This is a genomic window from uncultured Methanobrevibacter sp., from assembly GCF_946184425.1.
In the GTDB taxonomy this organism is placed as follows: domain Archaea; phylum Methanobacteriota; class Methanobacteria; order Methanobacteriales; family Methanobacteriaceae; genus Methanocatella.
In genome coordinates this window covers 16306-36046 of record NZ_CAMHFP010000012.1, presented here as the reverse complement: position 1 = coordinate 36046, position 19741 = coordinate 16306, and the positions used below count along the sequence as shown (strand labels likewise).

Here is a 19741-nt window from a genome sequence, read left to right as displayed (position 1 = left end):
TTTCTAAAGTAAGGTGATTTTTAATATAATTTCATGAAAATTATTTCAATTTTCAAGATAATCCTAAAAACTATTTTAAATTTTTGTAACTATACAGATTAACCTCTCCGTTTTGGTATATTTTTATATAAGGCTCGTTTATTGTTTTATTGTCCTTTGCAATGAAATAATCTACTTTATTTTTCACCATCTCGTCTGTAAAGTTTGTTTCATTTGATGTCTTTTCATATGATGGAATCTGCATTTTCATTATGAATGACATGTCTCCTCCACGATCTGCCCATATGGTTTTGTTCAAGTATTGGGGATCATGATTCATCAGCCACTCACCCACGGCCTTTTCTTCTGAAGCAGCGGTTTTAAAGTTTGGATGCATTTGATTGTCAAATGTATGTGGGGAATTTCCTAATGCATAAATTCCAGAAGATATCAATATTAAACAAATCAATGCTATTGGTGCTATAACCTTAATTTTATCCATATATTTCACGGATTTCAATTTATCAAAGATTAATGTTAATGATAGTATGATGAAATATACTACAACTGGCAGCATAGGAATAAAGTATCTGTCTACTTTAATGTGGTGGTATGTAAAGAATGCAAAATTGATAACGAACCAATAAATCATAATGAAATCAAATGAGAAATAATCCATATCTGTTTTGTATAATGCCCTATAAAGTGCTAAAAGAGATATTGAAGCAATAATTATTGATAATATGATGGATACTTTAATAAATGTGGCTAAGAATATTACTAATCCCAGGACAAATATTCCGATTTTTAAAATATTTTTCCTTTTTTTCATTATTTCTATATTGTTTTGACTGAATAATTTTTTAAGGTATAATATTAATCCGATTATGAGAACTGCTATTAATATGTAGGAAACAATTGATGGGTATCCTCCAATCCATTGCATTTTGGCAATTACAAATGCTCCTGGTTTCAATGAGTATGGTATGAAGTTAGAAGTTCCGAGATAAATCATAAAGTTATTAATGTAATAGAATAAATTGTTGTAGGTCATATCAATAACTGCATGGGTAGAACCTGAGATGTCTTCGCCCTGGCTTAGGAAAAACATTCCTATATTTAAATATTGGTAAATTCCTATAAATATTGCTAAAACAACAGCTCCAAGACCCATTCCAATAATAATATCTTTAATATTTGTTTTGATATATTCAATTGGTTTTTCAACAAGGAAAAATTGAATTAAAAGCACAGGAATCATTAAAAATACTGTAAACCTTGTGAAAAATCCGAAGATAACCAGAGGGAATGCAATGTAAAAATATTTGGTGTTTTTTCTAAATGCTAAAATCATAAAATAGACTGACCAGATAGATAAGCATAATCCTGGTATGTCCAGCATTCCTTTTGTAACCCAAACCACGATTAGTGGAAATGTTGATAAAAGCATTGATCCTGTGAAACTTAAAATTTCATCAAATCTCAATCTCAATAGGAAATACATTCCCAAAGCAGAGAATATGTAAAACACGCTGCTTACTATAATAATTGTTCCGTCTGATATGATTCCCATCCTGAAAAAAATGGAAGTTATCATAGGAATTAATGGTGATAATCCCCGTGTATTCGCTAATCCGGTGTCATAACCTGAGTAAAACAATGCGTTGTTCAGGTAGAAAAATACGTCTCTGACATAGTATACTCCAACCTTCAAATCAATATTAAGCAACAATAATGTAATGGCTATTACAATCGCTAATAATGATGAAATGGCAATTATGTCTCTTTTGTGCTCATGAAAATTCATTGTATTGCCTCTCTAAAATGATCCAAATATGAATGAAACAAATGCAATCAACATTCCCATTTTTAAATATTTTGAAACTTTGGCCGCCGTGGTTCTTTTCTGATTTTTAATGATTAATAAAGCGGAGTATAGGAACAATAAAACTGCAATTGCTATGATTGGTAGATAATAAAATCCGAAAATGTTATAGAAATACAGCAATGGGCATAACGCACAATCTATAATTATCAATATCACGGCCAATATGGCTGTTATTTTTTCGCCGTATAATATAGGCAATGTCCTTGCGCCTTCGGATTTGTCCCCTTCCATATCTTCAATATCCTTTACAAGTTCACGTGCAGTAGTCATGACAAATGCAAAAAATCCTAAAAATATTGATGTGAGAATTATGCTTTCGTTATTTAATGTAAATCCTCCGAATACAAATCCAAATCCTGTCATGAATCCCACTGCAAGGTTTCCAATCAAAGGTGTTGACTTTAATTTGTAGGCATATAAGTAAAGCACCACATCAGCCAACAATACTATGAGGAATGGAATCCAATTGTTGGTAAGATAACTTATTAAAAAACCACAGATTGTTCCAAGTGCAAATAATAGGTAACCGTAGTTTCTTCCATTTTTAAGGGATATTCTTCCGGAAGGTATTGGTCTTTCTGGTTTATTTACCAAATCTATATTATAATCAAAATAATCGTTTATTACATTTCCCGCAGCGGTTTCAAAGAATACTGCAAGCAATGCAAGAAGCAGGGGAATATTAAAAGTTTTATCTATAATGGCTATTAAGATAATGACTATTGCCCCCATCAATGCATTTCCTGGCCTTAGGATTTCAATATATGGATTCATTTTTATCTCTCTATATTTTCTGAATAATTCAAATTTTTTCATTTGCTTTAAATAAATAAAGCATACTTTTATATAATTTTAGTATATACATAATATTAGTATTTTATTTAATAAAATTATTACTTAAATTAAATTATTAGCTGGTGTTATATTTGAACAAAATTAAAATAGCTATTGTTGGAATTGGAAATTGTGCAAGTTCACTTATCCAAGGAATTCATTATTATGATGGTAAAAAACCAGAAGATGCAATAGGACTCATGCATTGGGAAATTGGAGGTTATAAACCTAGTGATATTGATGTTGTTGCAGCTTTTGATGTTGATGCAAGAAAAGTTGGAAAAACAATTGATGAAGCAATCTTTGCAAAACCTAACTGTACTACTGTTTTCCAGGAAGATATTCCAAAATATAATGTTAAAGTAAGTATGGGTCATGTTTTAGATGGTGTTGCAGAACATATGTCTAATTATGATGATGAATACACTTTTGTAGTAAGTGATGAGGAGCCTGTTGATGTTGTAAGTGTCTTAAAGGAAAGTGGTGCTGAAATATTAGTTAACTACTTGCCTGTGGGTTCTGAAGAAGCAGCAAGATATTATGCACAATGTGCTCTTGATGCGGGAATTGCTTATGTAAACTGTATGCCTGTATTTATTGTTAGTGATGATGAATGGGATGCTAAATTTAGAGAAAAAGGAATTCCTATTGTAGGGGATGATATTAAAGCTCAAATTGGTGCTACTATCACTCACAGAACACTAGCTAGTTTATTTATGGATAGGGGTGTAAAATTAGATAAGACCTATCAAATCAATACTGGTGGTAACACTGATTTCTTAAATATGCTTAATCGCGAAAGATTGGATTCCAAAAAAGAGTCTAAAACAGAAGCTGTTCAGTCAGTTTTAACTGAAAGAATGGATGATCGCGATATCCATATTGGGCCTAGTGATTATGTCCCATGGCAAAATGATAATAAGTTATGTTTCCTCAGAATGGAAGGACGTACATTTGGTGATGTTCCAATGAATATTGAACTCAGATTAAGTGTGGAAGATTCTCCAAACTCTGCAGGTTGTGTAATTGATGCTGTAAGATGTTGTAAAATAGGTTTGGAAAGAGGTATTGGTGGTCAATTAACTTCTATTTCTTCATATACTATGAAACATCCTCCTGTTCAATACTCTGATGATGAAGCATATGAAAACGTTGAAAAATTCATTTCTGGCGAATTAGAAAGATAATTTTTCAATTTTTATTTTTTTTATTTAAATTTTAATATTACGCTCTCTTTTTTTAACTACTATTTTTTTGCAATTGTATTAAAATATCTTTATAATTTATATAATAATAAAAACATATATTATAGTTGGATAATTTAAGATTACTTTATGAATAAAAAAATTGAAAGAGGTGTAATTAACAATGGCAAAAGTAAGATTTACAGAAACAGCACTTCGTGATGCTCACCAATCTTTATTAGCAACTAGGATGCGAACAAGAGATATGATTCCAATTGCAGAAGAGATGGATAAAGTTGGATATTTCTCTGTTGAAGCTTGGGGTGGAGCTACTTTTGATACTTGTATCAGATATTTGAACGAAGACCCGTGGGAAAGATTAAGACAACTAAAATCTGAATTTAATCATACTCCTATTCAAATGCTCTTAAGGGGACAAAACTTAGTAGGTTACAAACACTATCCTGATGATGTTGTAACAAAATTTGTGGAAAAATCTTATGAAAATGGGGTAGATGTTTTTAGAATTTTTGATGCTTTAAATGATATTAGAAATATGGAAAAAGCAATTAAAGTTGCTAAAGATCAAGGAGCTCATGTTCAAGGAACAATAAGTTATACTATAAGTCCTGTACATACTTTAGATGATTTTGTCAATTTAGCAAAGGATTTGGAAGCACTTGATTGTGATTCAGTAGCTATCAAAGATATGGCTGGTTTAATAACTCCTGCTGCAGCTTATGATTTAGTTTCTGCATTGAAAGAAGAGACTGATTTGCTTGTTGACTTGCATTGCCATTGTACTAGTGGAATGACTCCAATCAGTTATTATGCCGCTTGTCAGGCAGGTGTAGATATTTTAGATACTGCTATTTCACCTCTCTCCTGGGGAACTTCCCAGCCACCAACAGAAAGTATTGTTGCAGCATTGCAGGGTACTGAGTATGATACTGGATTGGATTTAAAATTATTGACCCATATTAAAAAATATTTTGAGGATATTAAAGAAAAATATGCTGGAATTTTAGACCCTATTTCTGAAAGTATTGATGCTGATGTTTTATTATATCAAATTCCTGGTGGAATGCTTTCTAATCTTATTTCACAACTTAAAGAGCAAAATGCTCTTGACAGATACAATGATGTATTGGAAGAAATGCCTCGTGTAAGAAAAGACATGGGATATCCGCCTCTCGTCACTCCGACAAGTCAAATTGTTGGTATTCAATCCGTAATGAATGTGTTGGGTGGAGAAAGATATAAAACCGTATCTAATGAAGTTAAAGAATACATGAAAGGAATGTATGGTAAACCTCCTGCACCTGTGGATGAAGAGATATCTAAAAGAATTATTGGTGATGAAGAGGTAATTACCTGCAGGCCTGCCGACTTATTAGAACCTGAATTCGATAAATTCAAATCTGAAGGTGAAAAAGAAGGATTTGTCAAATCTGATGAAGATGCATTGACTTATGCGTTATATCCTCCAATTGCACCTAAATTCCTTAAAGGTGAAGCTGAAGAAGAAGAACTTAAAGCACCTACTTTAATGGATGAAAATGAGGGTATTGGAATTCCAACTCAATATAATGTTGAAGTTGATGGGGATTCCTATGAAGTTAAAATCATGCCTACCGGATTTATGGAAATTGAAGAAACTGAATCTGGCAATTTCAAACCGGTTGAAGGTGGTGTAACTTCATCTATGCAAGGTATGGTAATCAAACTCAATGTAAATGTTGGGGATAAAGTAACTAAGGGCTCTACAATTTGTGTCATTGAAGCTATGAAGATGGAAAACGACATCCAATCCGAAGTGGATGGTGAAGTAAAAGAAATTTTTGTGGAACCTGGTGATGCTGTAAGTGCTGGAGATACTTTAATGGTAATCAAATAGATTACCTTTCATTACTTTTTTTTAAAATTTTTTTTTTGGTAATTTTAAACTTACTTGATATTTTAAATACTTATTCTTATTATATAATAGTAGTTATGTGTGATATTATGAAGGATATTTTTGATGAAGTTCAATTTGGGGATTTTAAACTTAATAGTAGAATTGTTAGGACTGGTACATGGGAAACAGAAACAGAAGAAGGAGGATTTCTTTCACCTGCAATCTATGATAGATATGAAAAAATTGCAAGCTCAGGAGTAGGATTAATAGTGTCTGAAATGTTTGTAATAGATCATAAAGACCGTTTTGCTCCATATTCTTCAAGCTTGAATTATATTGGATTTGTAAAAGATTATAAGATGATTACTGATATCTGTCACAATCACAACGTTCCGATTCTTGGCCAATTGGCATTTTTCTACTATGATGATGGGGACAATCAAAAAGCCGAACCAAATGATTTGACCATTGAAGGAATCAGAAAATTGCAGGCTGAAGTGATTATGGCTGCTAAAAAATTCTCATTTGCGGGTTTTGATGGAATTCAAATTGATATGGGAAATAATTTTTATTTGACAAGATTCATCAATCCATATTTCAATCAAAGAAATGATGAGTATGGTGGAAGCACTGAAAATCGTGTTAGAATTGCATCTGAAATTATTAAAGTCATTAAAAAAACCATGGACATGCATGTAAGTATCAGAATCAATCCGTGGGATGTGAGAAAGGATGGAATGACTGCTGAAGAAAGTATTAAAGTTGCAAAAGAGCTTGAAAAAGCCGGTGCCGACAGCATACAATTGACAGCACGTACAATCTCTTATCTTTATGATGGTGCAGAAAAAAATCCGTTTTTGGTTTATGTGGATAAATTAATTGATGAAATTGATATTCCGGTAATTTTGGGAGGATCTTTAAGGGACATGAAATCAATGAATGATGTTTTAAATCATAGTGATGTGGAGTTCATGTCAATGTCAAAACCGTTTGTTGCTCAATCTGACTTTTTAGCAGAATGGAAAGCAAATGGTGAGGGAGTTTCGATTTGTCAAAGTTGTAATAATTGTTACTCTAAAAAGACCAGTACCTGTTTTAAATATTAAACAAGTTTTTTTATTTCTTTTTTTTATTCTATTATCTTTTGAAATAGTGATTTCAATTCATTTAAATGATGATTATCTTTTTTAGATTTAATAAATAAAAAAAGTTCTTTAAAGAATTTAATAAATCCTTTAAAGATTAACTAGTTATGCTTTCAAATCCTTTTGTAGCAAGTAATCTGGTGAAAGAACCTTCTGGTTTCATTATTATATTTCCATTTGAGTATTCTTTTAATGCTGTTTGAACCATAGTGTTTTTCTTAGCAGGATCTTTTGCAGCGGTAGCAAGTGCTTTTACTAACACCATTACTGCATCTCCTCTAGACATATTTCCTTGAACATTTTCGTTACCAGGATAACCTTGATATGCATCGTTTTCACGAATAATTTCAGTTGCACTAAGGTTAGTCACTTCACCATCTACTTTAAGCGGGCGGACAGAATCAATAACACTGTCTACAGCTTTATCATAGACAATAACTACTGCATCTGATTTCATTCCGGTATTAGCTTCCACTATTTCTTTAGCGTATTCCATACCTTGATCTACACCATCCCACAGGCAATCGTGCATAAACATTTTACCTCCAAGACCTCCTGGGGCGGGCTGTGTAGGGTGTGTCATTCCTCCAGGATATACTGGGGTATAATTTTTTAATGATCCGTTTTCTAAACGAATCATAAATGCCATGTCCACTCCACCGTTGGATTGTTCTTCTTTATCAGAAGCTAATACAAGTATATTCTTAGTTTCATATGTTAAATCCGGACCACTGAAGAGTGCTCCATAAATTACAGCAAGTAATCCAATAAGAACTATAACAAGAATAGCTATGATTAATTTTTTTGTTCTATTCATTTAATTCACTCGCTTTAATTTTGATGCAAATTAAATTTTCAATTAAATATAAAAATACAAAATAGTGTATTTATTAATTATCTATCAATTAAATTATATAAAATTTATGACAAAAGTAATTTAAGTTTACCTATAGTAAGTTAATAAAATTTCTTTTAGTCTTGTGTCGTCATGGTTTGCATTTTGCATTTTTGAGTTGTATTTGGCCTCCAAATAATTATACTCTCCATCCTTGTTCAATTGATCAATCCTTTGTGATTTGTATATTTCAATTGATTTGTCCAACACATAATTGAATGCATCTTCATCTATTTTCGGTTGGGGTGAATTTTTGATTATTTTTTCAACATCGTTATTGATAGTGTTTCCTTTCCAAACGATTTCGAATATGGAATCGTTAGAAGCAAAGTATGCATGGGATTGATTGTCATTCACATAGGGATTATATTGGTAATAATATCTGACGGGATGTTTATTTATTGTTAGATTTTCACCGTAATCCTTTTCGCATGCCCAAAGTCCGATGTGTTTTGGAATATTGTCATCTATGCATTGAATTGTGAAAGTATCTTCTAAGTCATATCTGTCATTTTTAACTTCTCCACCTTGATATTTGGAAGGTATTTCAAAGTTAACTCCATTTATATTAATATTTGAATTTGTTTGAGCCCAAACACAACTTATTAGAAGCAGTGTTATCAATAAAATAAATATTTTTTTCATTGTAATCGATTATTATTATATTTGTTATCCGTTAAAAAACTTTTTAAACACAAATTAACAATATAGGTATAGATGTGATGTTTTATGGCAAAAGATGATAGAAGTGCTATTAATCCATTTACCGGAAAATCTCATTTTGATATGGTAAATGATGACAAATTTTTACAGCAGTCATATAATGAATATTATTCTATGGTTGGTCAGGCTAAGTTATTGGACAATACTCCTCAGGGGCAATTGGTTAGAAATGTTGCCGTAAGGCTAATTCGGGCTGTTGAAAATTATCTGGCCAAAATTGGCAGGAGTGATTATACTGAAGATTATTATGATTGGGATTTCCATTTGGTTGCGGATAATACAATAAATGCATTCTGCATGCCTGGTGGTAAGATTGTCATGTTTTCAGGTATTCTGTCTGTTGCAGATAGTGAAGAAAAGGTGGCATTTATTTTAGGTCATGAAATGGCTCATGCACTTCTTGATCATTCTAGAACTCGAATAAGTGCTCAAAATGCTCAAAATGCCATTACATCTGCTGCATGGATTGGTAGTTTTGCCCTGGACCTTATGGGTTTTGGCGGTGCAGGTAATCTTGCACGTGCTGCCACAAATGTTGCAAGCGTAGGTTCACAATTTTTCTTAATGAATCCTTGGGGAAGAGACCAGGAACTCGAAGCCGATAAGCTCGGAATGATGATAATTCATTGGGCGGGATATGATATTTCTGAAATTCCTCATTTTTGGCAAAGTATGGCTGGCGGAAATCCTAATGACCATGACTTTTTCTCAACACATCCATCAGACAGTAAAAGGATTTCAGTCATGAATGAATTGATTGTGGAGATTGAAAATCAAAAAGATTTTTATTCTAAACCTGTTTTAAGTGATGTTCCCTCTCCTAAAGAGGAGTTCAAAAAATCTCATTTGACAGGTCATGATAAGAAATATTGTCAAAATTGTGGTGCAATTGCAGATTCGTCAGATAAGTTTTGCACTTCTTGCGGTCTGAAATTTGAGGTTGAACTTAAATGTCCGAATTGCGGGGCTTTGGTTGGTGATGGTGATTTATTCTGCACTAATTGTGGAAATAAACTTTGATTAAGTGATTTGAATGGATAATAAATTAAAATATGTAAATAGGTCTTCTTATAGGGTTAAGGTGTTGAAATCTCTTAAAGATGATGTTAAGATGCCTACACAGATTGCTGAGGATAGTGGAATTTTACCTAATCATATATCCAATGTATTAAGACAATTAAAAGAAAAGGAAATTGTTGAATGTATCAATCCTGAAGTTAGGAAAGGTCGTCTGTATAGGTTGTCTGATGAAGGATTAGATATGTTAGATAAGTTGGAGTGACTGATTTTTTATTTTTTTCATATTTTTTTCGTAATGTTTATATACTAGTTTTGGTTAATATATTGTGTGTAAGTTATTAACAACTTATTAACAAAGTTTCAATATATTTCAAGGAAGTGAACACTATGGATAAAAAATCTCAAAACCAGGATTTGGACTTAGTTTTTGTAATCGATAAAAGTGGGTCAATGTGGGGATCTGAAGAAGACACCATGGGTGGATTCAATGCATTCATCGAAAAGGAAAAAAATAAGGAATTCAATACAAAAGTAACTACAGTTCTTTTCAATGATGGGTACGATGTTTTATATGAAAGAAAGGATATCAATGATGTCGATGAATTGACTTCAAATGAATATTATGTTGGAGGTTCAACTGCTCTTTTGGATGCTGTCGGAAAAACTATCACATCTCTTAACCGTAAGATTGACAATAAGGTGCTGTTTGTTATAATGACTGATGGTATGGAAAATTCATCCGTTGAATATTCAAAATCCCAAATTAAAAACATGATAACCAGTCACAATTGGGAATTTATTTTCATAGGTGCTGGAATTGATTCATACTCTGAAGCAAGTAAAATTGGAATTAGAAAATCTCGTGTGGCCAATTATAAAAAATCTGGACGTGGTGTTGAGGATGCATATCTTTCAGTTGAAAATGCATCATGCAGTATAAGAATGAATAAGTCACTGGATGATGCAAATTGGAAAAAGGATTTGGCTAAATATGACTGATTATATTTCATATTCAGTAAAATCTTTAATTTTCAATTTTTTGAATGCTCGTTTCCGCCTCATACAACTTTCACAGATGCCGCAGTGTTTGTCTCTACCTGCATAACATGAATAACTCAATTCTATTGGAGCGCCAACTTCAACACCTAATTTAACAATTTCCTCTTTATTCAAATCAATGGCAGGCGCTTCAATTCTAATATTTTTAGGGGAACCTGTACTGATTAATTCATTAAAGGTATTCAGGAATTCTTTGGAGTTATCCGGAAATGTTGCAGCTTCTTCAGCATCCCATCCAACAATAATTATTTCAGCACTGATACTTTCGGCAAATGATGTTGCAATTGAAGTAAATACCATATTTCTTGCTGGAACCCAAACACTGTTTGCGGTCTCCTGACTCTTCTTGAGGTTGTCCAATTCTCCCTCTTTTATTTCGGGTATGTCTTCATCAGTATTTAAACTGGAAGTGCTGATATCGTCCAGCCATGGAAGGTCAATCACATAATGTTTAAATCCCATTCTTTTGCAGATTTCCTGTGCTGCTTTAAGTTCTCTTTTAAAAGCCTTTTGCCCATAGTTAAAGGTTATAGCATGAATTTCATAGTCTTTTGCATAAACGCTAGTTGCAACAGTACAGTCAAGACCTCCAGATAGGACGGAAATTGCCTTTTTCATTGTATCATCTCTTTTATTTTTATTAAAGGAATTCCGGTTTTAAGGGCAATCTCTTTTAAGTCTTCATATTCCGGTCTTGATGAAATAAGCTCTCCGTTAACGTATCCGTTTTTAAATGTAACTTCAAATTTTTCTCCTTCTATTTCAAATTCCTTTTTAACGAATTCTCGTTTTGCAATTCCGCGATGCATATTTGGAGCTATTCTAATTCCTAAACTTCCGGTTTCCTTAAAAATTGTATTGACAAGTTCATCCCTATTTTTTCTAGGTGAAATTATTTTTAAAAGACTTCCCTGACGATTCTTTTTCATGATTATTGGTGTGATTGAAACGTCGCTTGCTCCGACATCTGAAAGCCTATCGAATAGATAGCCTATTTCTTCTCCAGTTAAATGGTCAAGATTTGTTTCAATAACATCTATTTCGTCCTTTTCGGAAATGTCTGAAGTTTCAATAATTCTTAAAACATTCGGATGGTCAAAATCTTTTCTTCCGGCTCCATAACCTACTTTTTTAGGTTTTATTTGTGGAATAAATTCCTGTATTTCGTCACAGATTTCAGCATATATTGCACTTCCTGTAGGTGTTGCAAGTTCACTGTCCACAGGACCTCCTTTGATGTAGGCATCCTTTAGAATTTCCACAACGGCAGGGGCGGGAACAGGTATTGTTCCGTGTGCGGTTTTAACTCTTCCTCCTCCGACAGCTATTGGGAGTCCTATTATTTTTTGTTTATCTAAATTAAGTGAATAATAAGCATAAACTGATCCGATTACATCAGCAACAGCATCACTTGCTCCAACTTCGTGAAAATGGATGGTTTCAATTGTTTTTCCATGCACTTTCGCTTCCGCTTTAGCTATTCTTTCAAATACTTTTATGGAAGTTTTTCTGACATTTTCATTCAATTCCAGATTGTTGATTTTTTCAATGAATTCTGGATAATTTACGGAATGTGTGTGTTCTATCATTTCAACATGACAAAAAGTCGAGTCTATTCCATGTTTGGTAATCTTATTGAAACTCACTTCAACTTTTCCAAATGGTTTGGCGGATTTCTCCATTATTTCTTTTAATTCATATGCATCGGCACCTAAATCAACCAGTGCTCCAATAATCATGTTTCCAGCAATTCCGCTGGATTGGGGGTCAATAATAATTGTCATGATAAAAAGTCCTTTCAGCTGTTAATATAAAATTTAAATTAAATAATTAATATATTATATGTATAATTAATTTTGGTTATATCATGAAAATAAATATCATTGAAAAGGATTACGGGATTTGCATAAACAATCCTCGGCATTTTTTGGCATTCAGTGATTTCACTGTCGGTGGCGGTATTGATATTGTTGAGAATGTCAATATTGTTAAGGCAAAGGATACTTTTAAGGCTACTGCCAAAAAAGCGGAAGTTTTCAATAAATTTGAAGGTTCATACATTGCACAGGCAACTGAATCTCTGGATTATTTTAAAAATTTCTATGATGATCTGTCTATCTTCACGTTTATGGCAAGTGATGTTGTTGTTGAAGACTTCACAGATTATTTGAAGGTTGCAAACTCTTCCAAAGGTTTTGCTGATGCAAGAATTAACTTAAGCCATATTATTTACATTGATAAGGTTTTGTCTCCAAGAGATCTTATTAAAATCTTTAAGATAGCGGCTAATTCTAAGGCAAGAACTTTGGCTGATATGTCCTTGCCTTTGCATATTCAGAATATACTGAATACCAATGATTTTCTTGCAGTTTTATCAAACATTCCTGAAAATAATTATGAAAGTTTGGATATTAACAATGCAGAATATGATGAAGTCAATTTGGAGGAGCTTCAAGTTCGCATTGAAGATGCAATTGAGATAAGCATTGAAGATGCATTCAAGAAATTCGGATTGGACTTTGGTATATTGGATTATTTTGTGGCTGAAGGAATCCTGATTAGGGATTTGGTTGATGCCGGGATGGAACTTGTTTCAGATGATGAAGTTACAGACAGGCTAAAAGAAAAAATGGAAATTCAAATTCTTAAATCTTTAAGTGATGTTAATGTTATAACATTGATTGTGGCTGCATTGGGTGCCGAACGGGATTTGTCAGGCAATAAAATACGTGAAGTTGATTTAAACAGTGATTTAAATTATTTATATTCCGCTGATGTGTTAGGTTTGGCTATTGCTAATCAGATTGCAGGTTCAAAAGCAATTTTCAATTTTAAACAGTATAAGGATGCAAAACCTGGAATAATTTGGGGTTTGCCTCCAATACTTGAAGATATTTTTGCGGGTTTGATTGCAGGGTGCGTATCTAAAATATTCGAGGAATAGAATCTATTCTAAAATTACTCAAGAAGTATTTCAACAATGTGATTGAAAGCTTTTTTTGATTCGGGAACTAGCGGATAAATTGCATACACATGAGTCATTTCTTCGCCTACATTCAATTCAGCATCAACATTGTTGTCTTTTAATTTTTCATGAAATTTTACAACATCGGGATACAGGATTTCATGAGTTCCCACAAACAGTGTAGTTTTTGGAAGTTTGTTTACTTCTCCAAATAATGGACTTATTTTATAATCTTTTGGATTCAGGTCTCCTGCCCAGGTTTCACCCATTTTACGCAAGCCTTCTATTCCGAGCATAGGATCAAATTCAACATCATCATAATCTCCAGACATTGATACATCAACCCAAGGGGATATTAAAATTAAGTTTTTCGGTTGAGGTAAATCCTTAATTGCCAGATATTCACAAAATGCTGCAGATAATCCGCCTCCTGCAGAGTCTCCAATTATTATGATTGGTTTGTCCAGGGTTAATAGATGCTTGTATAACTTTTCAACAATTTTATAGGTTTCTTCATAGGTATGATTTGGTGCAAGAGGATAAATTGGAGCATATGTGCATGCATTAGTTTTTTTTGCAATTCTGTCGCAAAATAAAATATGGGGCAGTCTAATTTCATTTACATATATTCCTCCATGAAGATATATGATTAGGCGTTCGGCATCTTCAATTTCATTAAAGATTATCATTTGGCATTCAAACATGTTTTTGCTTTTAACTTTGGTGAGGTATATCATTTTTGGCAATTTATAATGCTCATCCTCTTCAAGGGAGCGTTTCTGCATATGTTCCTTGGCTTTATTGGCATCATCAACATATTCGCGATGTTTTTTATCTAAAATATTTTCCACAATTTTTGACATTTTTGACATTTGTTTACCTTTTTTTCATTAATATTATAAAATATGTTTATTTTAATATATATTTAAATAAAATTGAAAAATATCTGTTAATGTGGGGGTGTAGAAAGATTATTGTATGATTGGGTCAATATAATTAATGAGGAATGATTATGGAAGATGATAGCTATTTTGAAGATGAAGAATTTTCACCGATAAAATCACTGTTGGGTCTTTTAACTTTTTCAACAATCCTGCCTATCCGTGTTTATACTTCAATTGAGTATATGACTAAATTGACTTGGTGCTGGCCATTTTTACATCTGTTCATAGGATTTTTAGCAGTTGCATGTGGTTATCTTTGTCTGAATTTCCTTCATTTAAATTCATTTTTCACAGCAACAATTGTTTATGCCTTTTTAATGATTATCACAGGTTACAATCATTTGGATGGTGTAATGGATATGGCTGATGGAGTCATGGTCCATGGTGAGCCTGAACGTAAAATTAGGGTTATGAAAGATTCATCTGTAGGTGCTGGCGGTGTTGCAACACTGTTTTTAGTGTCCAGTATGACAATAGCTGGTTTGTATAACATTTTAGATTATAACTTCATTTTTGGAATAGTCATTTGTGAAATGGTTGCAAAAACATCTCTTATTACAACTGCATTACTGTCCAAACCTCTGACTCCAGGAATTGGAAGCTATTTCATGTTTGAGACAACACCTTCAAGATATTTGGTTTCAACAGCATTTGTTTGTGTAATTGCCTTTTTGCTGGGTGGTGTTGTTGGTGTCTGTGGTGTTTTGGGAGCTATTGTTTCCGGAATCATAATTGCACGTATTGCAAGAAGAAATTTTGTGCTTGCCAACGGTGATGTTTTGGGAATGAGTAATGAAGTTGGTCGTTTAATGGCATTACTGTTCATGACTGTTGCTTTGTACTTCTTCTAATTTTTTTATTTTTAAATCAATTTAACATCTTAAAATTAATATTGTTGGCTTAAAAAGCATTAATTTATTAATTAAGTAGTATATAATTAGTTTTGATGTGTGTGCCACTTACTGTTTAACATATTCATCACCTCCATCTTTAATAATTGTCTTCGTGAAGATACTCATAACGCAACAAACATCACATTTTCTTTAGATAATGGTAAGTGGCTTTCACGTCATACAAATTATTAAATATTTAAAACTTGAAATATTAGATTGGTTATTTTTATTAATTAATTGTTTTTTCAGGATTATTATGAATGTAAATGTATTGAGATTAGATCACAGATTAAAAAGAGATACTCGTATAACAACTCATGTATGCTTGACTGCTCGCGCATTCGGCGCTAGTAAAATATTTCTATCCGGTGAAAGGGATAATGGTCTTATGGAAAATGTAAGGGACACTGCCTCAAGATTTGGTGGAAACTTTGAAATAGAATACACTGAAAGTTATATGGGTGTTATCAATAAGTGGAAGGCTGATGGTGGAAAAGTAGTTCACTTGACTATGTATGGTTCTCAGGCTCATGAAGTCGCTCCTGAAGTTCGTGAAGATGGTTCCGATATTTTAATTGTTGTGGGAGGTTCTAAAGTTCCTGGAAAGGTCTATAAGGCTGCTGATTGGAATGTGTCTGTAACAACCCAGCCTCATTCTGAAGTGTCTTCCCTTGCTGTTTTTCAGCATTTGCTGATGGATGGTAAGGAATTTGAGTTGGAGTTTGAAAATCCTGTTTTGGAAGTCATTCCGACAGCTCATGGTAAAAATGTAAATATTCACAATGAAAACCGTTAAGAGATGAATTCATCTAATCTCTTAATTGCTTTTAATTTATCATCTTTTTTTATACGTGCCTGCTCAATGGCATCTCTAATCGTTTCTATTGAATTGTCATAGACATCCCGGTCAACAGGATATGGAAAACCGTCTTTTCCTCCATGTGTAAAACTGTATTTTACGGGGTCTTTCCAGCTTGCAGGTTCACCATAAACAAGATCGGAGATTAATGCTAAAGCTCTTATTTTTTTAGGCCCTATCCCCTGAAGAAGAATTAGTTCCTCATAATTTTCAGGTTGTATCTCATAAGCTTTTGTCAGCACTTCAAATTCTTTATCGGAAATATCCATATCTAAAACTGGGTGATGAGCTGGCATGGTGAAGTCTTCTAAAAGAAGTTGATTGTCTTTTCTTTTAAAGTATTGCCTTAAATGATTAGGATTGTCATTAATCAAATCGACACTTATCTTTTGAGCTTCTTCGCTGTCTTTTGAGGACATGTTTAATGTATTCGGAGTTTCTTTATCGCATGAAATTCCGCTGTGGGGATCATTCAATAGCTTGTCCACTTCTTCACCTAGCCAGTGGTATCTACGAGCATATTTGGTTTCTGTATTTAATCCTTGTTGGACGACTGCCCAATCTCCTTTTTCAGTTACAAAGAAATTATGTTGATATAGTGTGTATCCGTCTTGAATACATGAATTGTCAATTTTAGCAGATAATTTACTTGTTTCAACTAGCTTTTCTGTTGTTTTGGTGTTTAGGTTAAATATTTCTCCGGCATGTTCAATGCCTTGTGGTGTTCTTCTTGACCTCGCACCTTTTCCTCCAGTTAAATAAATTCCATGTTCTTCGGGACTTAATGATGCTTTCAGAGCACCCAACGTTGTTGTGGTAGTTCCGGAGGAATGCCAGTCAAATCCTAAAACACATGAAAATGCTTGAAACCAGTATGGATTGGAAATTCTATTTAAAAACTCATTTAAACTATATTCTTCAATGATTACTGATGCAAGAGCTCCGGATAGGTCAACCATTCTTGAAAATAGCCATGATGGTGGGTGACCTCCATGTAATGGTAAATTAACTACTCCCTTTCTTTGCATGAATAATTATTTATTTTTTATAAATATTAGTTTTTTACAAAGAGCATTTGAAAAGTAATATGATGGTCAGTATGGACTAACTATGTGATTTATATAAATATATTGTTAAATATTTATTATATTGGAGTTGTTTTTTTTTTATGACAAATGATTTGATGACCTGCCCTATTGAAAGTACTTTAAAATTAATTAGTCGTTAATGGACTGTTGTATTGATTAGGGATATGTTTTTGGGTAAAAAACATTTCTTGGAATTCAAGGAAAATAAGACTAATCTATCAAATACAGTTTTGGCGGATACGTTAAAATCAATGGAGACCAATGGGCTTATTGAAAAGAAAATTCAAATGAGGGGCAACAAATCTTTAACCGAGTATTATCTGACTGATAGGGGGCTTCGATTAAATAAGATATTATATGAAATGGCTTCTTTCGGTATTGATGAATTGGAATGTGGTGACGAAGGCGACTTAGAAGTAATTAATATGTTTAAGGAATATTATTCTCAGGTTTTCAAGATTGATTGGTGAATGAAAATGAAAGCGGCTATTTTAAATAAGTATGATAAAAAAGGGGACTGATTTGGAAATTAAAGATATTCCAATTCCTGAAGTAGGTAATGATGATGTTTTAGTTAAGATTATGTATGCGGGTGTTAATCCGTTGGATAACATGATTGTTCGTGAAGAAGTAAAACTGATTACTCCGTATAAGCTTCCATTGGTGATGGGAAATGAATTTTCGGGGGTTGTTGAAAAAGTGGGTAGTAATGTCTCTGAATTTAAAGAAGGTGACAGAGTCTACGGAAGGATGCCTTTAGATAAAATTGGTGCCTTTGCAGAGTTCACTTCAATAGATAAAAATGCAATTGCACTTATTCCTGATGTTTTAGATTTTGATGAAGCTGCTTGTGTTCCTTTGACTGCCCTTACAGCATTGCAGTCCTATGAGTTAATGGATGTTAAAAAGGGGCAAAGTATTTTTATTTCTGGTGGTACTGGCAGTTTGGGTGCAATGGCTATCCCTATTGCAAAAAGTTTGGGTCTTCATGTAATCACCAGTGGAAATCCAAAAAACAGACAAAGAGTAATGGATTTGGGTGTTGATGAGTTTATTGACTATAAAACTCAGGATTACTCTCAAATATTGTCTGACATTGATCTGGTTTTGGATACTCTTGGTGAAAAAGAACTGGAAAAAGAATTTAAAATTATGAAAAATGGCGGGAAACTGGTTTCACTTAAAGGACTTCCTAATGCAGAGTTTGCCGAACGTATGGGATTGTCTTTTGTCAAAAAAATGCTATTCAAATTTGCCGGCAGGAAATATGATAAATTGGCTAAAAAGAATAATCAAAAATACTATTTCCTATTTGTTGAAGCTAATGGTAAGCAATTGGAAAGCATTTCTGATATTCGTCTAGAAACTTCTATTGATGAGATATTCTCTTTGGATGATGTGAATGCTGCTCTTAAAAAGGTTGCTTCAGGCGGATCTAAAGGAAAGACATTAATCAAAATTAACTAATTTTTTTATTTTTTTATTATCTTCTATTTTTTACATTTTTTTCATAGATAAACAAAACTTTAATAAGTAATGGTTACTATAATTATTAATGTTATATTTATTAACAAATTATTTAATCAAAATTATTAAGGAGCGTAATTTTTATGGCTATAGATAACGGAGATTTTGTTAGAGTAAACTTTACTGGTAAAATTAAAGAAACTGATGACGTATTTGATACTACTTATGATGAAATAGCACAGGAAGCAGGTATTTTTGATGAAAATAAAACTTACAAAGCAATCCCAATCGTTGTAGGAGGAAACCACTTATTACCTGCTATTGAAGAAGCTATCATTGGATTGGAAGAAGGAGAAACCAAACACATTGAAGTTGATTCCGATAATGCATTTGGACCAAGGGATCCTAAAATGATTCAATTAGTCCCTATGAAAGAGTTCAAAAGACAAGGTATGAACCCTATGCCTGGTATGAAAATCCAATCTGAAGGTGCAACCGGTAAAATCTTAACAGTCAACGGTGGAAGAGTAAAAGTTGATTTTAACCACGAATTAGCAGGAAAAGACTTAGTTTATGATGTTGAAGTTACTGAAATCATTGAGGATGAAGAAGAAAAAATCAAAAGTATGATTGAGTTACACTACTCCAACCCTAACGTAGACATTGATAAAACTGAAATCACTATCGAAGATGGCGTTGCAAACATCAAATTAGATGAAATGTCCAAATTTGACCAACAATCTTACATGGATATTACCTTTGCAAGATTCAGAATAGCAAAAGATATCTGGGATAACATCGATGAAATTAGCAAAGTTAATTTTGTAGATGAATTCGAAAAAAGAGAAGAATCTGACGACGAAGAAGACGAAGAATAATTTCGTTTCATGAGTTATTTTTA

The 19741-nt window shown here is 32.9% G+C and carries 20 protein-coding genes; 12 read left to right on the top strand and 8 right to left on the bottom strand.

The window, feature by feature from the left end; all coding sequences use genetic code 11:
* Window positions 1-70: 70 nt before the first annotated feature.
* Together Q0P94_RS03975 and Q0P94_RS03970 are read right to left on the bottom strand one after the other, a co-directional pair.
* Complete coding sequence (locus Q0P94_RS03975; protein ID WP_295114018.1) at window positions 71-1786, bottom strand: glycosyltransferase family 39 protein; 1716 nt, start codon at window positions 1784-1786, stop codon at window positions 71-73.
* A gap of 12 nt (window positions 1787-1798) precedes the next feature.
* Window positions 1799-2641 (bottom strand): UbiA family prenyltransferase, encoded by an 843-nt coding sequence (locus tag Q0P94_RS03970; RefSeq protein WP_295114016.1) that lies wholly within the window; start codon window positions 2639-2641, stop codon window positions 1799-1801.
* A gap of 152 nt (window positions 2642-2793) precedes the next feature.
* Between Q0P94_RS03970 and Q0P94_RS03965 the strand changes: the two genes are divergently transcribed.
* The 3 genes from Q0P94_RS03965 to Q0P94_RS03955 all read left to right on the top strand — a co-directional run bounded on the left by Q0P94_RS03965 (window position 2794) and on the right by Q0P94_RS03955 (window position 6888).
* Complete coding sequence (locus Q0P94_RS03965; protein WP_295114014.1) at window positions 2794-3888, top strand: inositol-3-phosphate synthase; 1095 nt, start codon at window positions 2794-2796, stop codon at window positions 3886-3888.
* A 181-nt stretch (window positions 3889-4069) separates the two neighbouring features.
* Window positions 4070-5782, top strand: coding sequence for a sodium-extruding oxaloacetate decarboxylase subunit alpha (oadA, locus tag Q0P94_RS03960; protein WP_295114012.1), 1713 nt, complete (start codon window positions 4070-4072; stop codon window positions 5780-5782).
* Between the two features lie 107 nt (window positions 5783-5889).
* Window positions 5890-6888, top strand: coding sequence for a tRNA-dihydrouridine synthase (locus Q0P94_RS03955; RefSeq protein ID WP_295114010.1), 999 nt, complete (start codon window positions 5890-5892; stop codon window positions 6886-6888).
* A gap of 136 nt (window positions 6889-7024) precedes the next feature.
* On the opposite strand, the gene Q0P94_RS03950 is transcribed toward Q0P94_RS03955, so the two are convergent.
* Entirely contained in the window at window positions 7025-7744 is a 720-nt protein-coding gene (locus tag Q0P94_RS03950) for a DUF4012 domain-containing protein (protein ID WP_295114008.1), read from the bottom strand.
* A 126-nt stretch (window positions 7745-7870) separates the two neighbouring features.
* A complete protein-coding gene (locus Q0P94_RS03945) occupies window positions 7871-8467 on the bottom strand; it encodes a hypothetical protein (protein WP_295114006.1) in 597 nt (198 codons plus the stop codon).
* An 84-nt stretch (window positions 8468-8551) separates the two neighbouring features.
* Here Q0P94_RS03945 and Q0P94_RS03940 point away from each other — a divergent pair, with 84 nt between their 5' ends.
* The 3 genes from Q0P94_RS03940 (at window position 8552) to Q0P94_RS03930 (ending at window position 10564) form a co-directional block, all read left to right on the top strand.
* Complete coding sequence (locus tag Q0P94_RS03940) at window positions 8552-9565, top strand: M48 family metallopeptidase (RefSeq protein ID WP_295114004.1); 1014 nt, start codon at window positions 8552-8554, stop codon at window positions 9563-9565.
* A gap of 13 nt (window positions 9566-9578) precedes the next feature.
* Window positions 9579-9827 carry a transcriptional regulator gene (locus Q0P94_RS03935; RefSeq protein ID WP_295114002.1) on the top strand — a complete coding sequence of 83 codons (249 nt, stop codon included), beginning with the start codon at window positions 9579-9581 and terminating at the stop codon, window positions 9825-9827.
* A 125-nt stretch (window positions 9828-9952) separates the two neighbouring features.
* On the top strand, window positions 9953-10564 hold the full coding sequence (locus tag Q0P94_RS03930) for a vWA domain-containing protein (RefSeq protein WP_295114000.1): 612 nt from the start codon (window positions 9953-9955) through the stop codon (window positions 10562-10564).
* Here the strand turns inward: Q0P94_RS03930 and queC are convergent, their stop codons facing one another.
* Both queC and larC read right to left on the bottom strand, forming a co-directional pair.
* Window positions 10565-11242: a 7-cyano-7-deazaguanine synthase QueC gene (queC, locus tag Q0P94_RS03925; protein WP_295113998.1), complete on the bottom strand. Its 678-nt coding sequence runs from the start codon at window positions 11240-11242 to the stop codon at window positions 10565-10567. It lies immediately after the preceding gene.
* Entirely contained in the window at window positions 11239-12408 is a 1170-nt protein-coding gene (gene larC / locus Q0P94_RS03920; protein WP_295113996.1) for a nickel pincer cofactor biosynthesis protein LarC, read from the bottom strand. The genes queC and larC overlap by 4 nt, the downstream gene beginning before the upstream one ends.
* 83 nt (window positions 12409-12491) lie before the next feature.
* Between larC and Q0P94_RS03915 the strand changes: the two genes are divergently transcribed.
* Complete coding sequence (locus tag Q0P94_RS03915; RefSeq protein ID WP_295113994.1) at window positions 12492-13568, top strand: phosphatidylglycerophosphatase; 1077 nt, start codon at window positions 12492-12494, stop codon at window positions 13566-13568.
* A gap of 14 nt (window positions 13569-13582) precedes the next feature.
* Here the strand turns inward: Q0P94_RS03915 and Q0P94_RS03910 are convergent, their stop codons facing one another.
* Window positions 13583-14461, bottom strand: coding sequence for an alpha/beta hydrolase (locus Q0P94_RS03910; protein WP_295113992.1), 879 nt, complete (start codon window positions 14459-14461; stop codon window positions 13583-13585).
* Between the two features lie 140 nt (window positions 14462-14601).
* Between Q0P94_RS03910 and cobS the strand changes: the two genes are divergently transcribed.
* Complete coding sequence (cobS, locus tag Q0P94_RS03905; protein WP_295113990.1) at window positions 14602-15384, top strand: adenosylcobinamide-GDP ribazoletransferase; 783 nt, start codon at window positions 14602-14604, stop codon at window positions 15382-15384.
* Window positions 15385-15679: 295 nt separating this feature from the next.
* Window positions 15680-16222, top strand: coding sequence for a tRNA (cytidine(56)-2'-O)-methyltransferase (locus Q0P94_RS03900; RefSeq protein WP_295114059.1), 543 nt, complete (start codon window positions 15680-15682; stop codon window positions 16220-16222).
* On the opposite strand, the gene Q0P94_RS03895 is transcribed toward Q0P94_RS03900, so the two are convergent.
* Window positions 16219-17313, bottom strand: coding sequence for a DUF763 domain-containing protein (locus tag Q0P94_RS03895; protein WP_295113989.1), 1095 nt, complete (start codon window positions 17311-17313; stop codon window positions 16219-16221). The genes Q0P94_RS03900 and Q0P94_RS03895 overlap by 4 nt on opposite strands.
* A gap of 212 nt (window positions 17314-17525) precedes the next feature.
* Between Q0P94_RS03895 and Q0P94_RS03890 the strand changes: the two genes are divergently transcribed.
* From Q0P94_RS03890 to Q0P94_RS03880, 3 genes are all read left to right on the top strand, one after another.
* Window positions 17526-17843 (top strand): helix-turn-helix domain-containing protein, encoded by a 318-nt coding sequence (locus Q0P94_RS03890; protein WP_295113988.1) that lies wholly within the window; start codon window positions 17526-17528, stop codon window positions 17841-17843.
* 52 nt (window positions 17844-17895) lie between these two features.
* Complete coding sequence (locus Q0P94_RS03885) at window positions 17896-18840, top strand: NADP-dependent oxidoreductase (protein ID WP_295113986.1); 945 nt, start codon at window positions 17896-17898, stop codon at window positions 18838-18840.
* Window positions 18841-18983: 143 nt separating this feature from the next.
* Window positions 18984-19718, top strand: a complete 735-nt coding sequence (locus Q0P94_RS03880) for a peptidylprolyl isomerase (protein ID WP_295113984.1) — start codon at window positions 18984-18986, stop codon at window positions 19716-19718.
* Window positions 19719-19741: the final 23 nt, after the last annotated feature.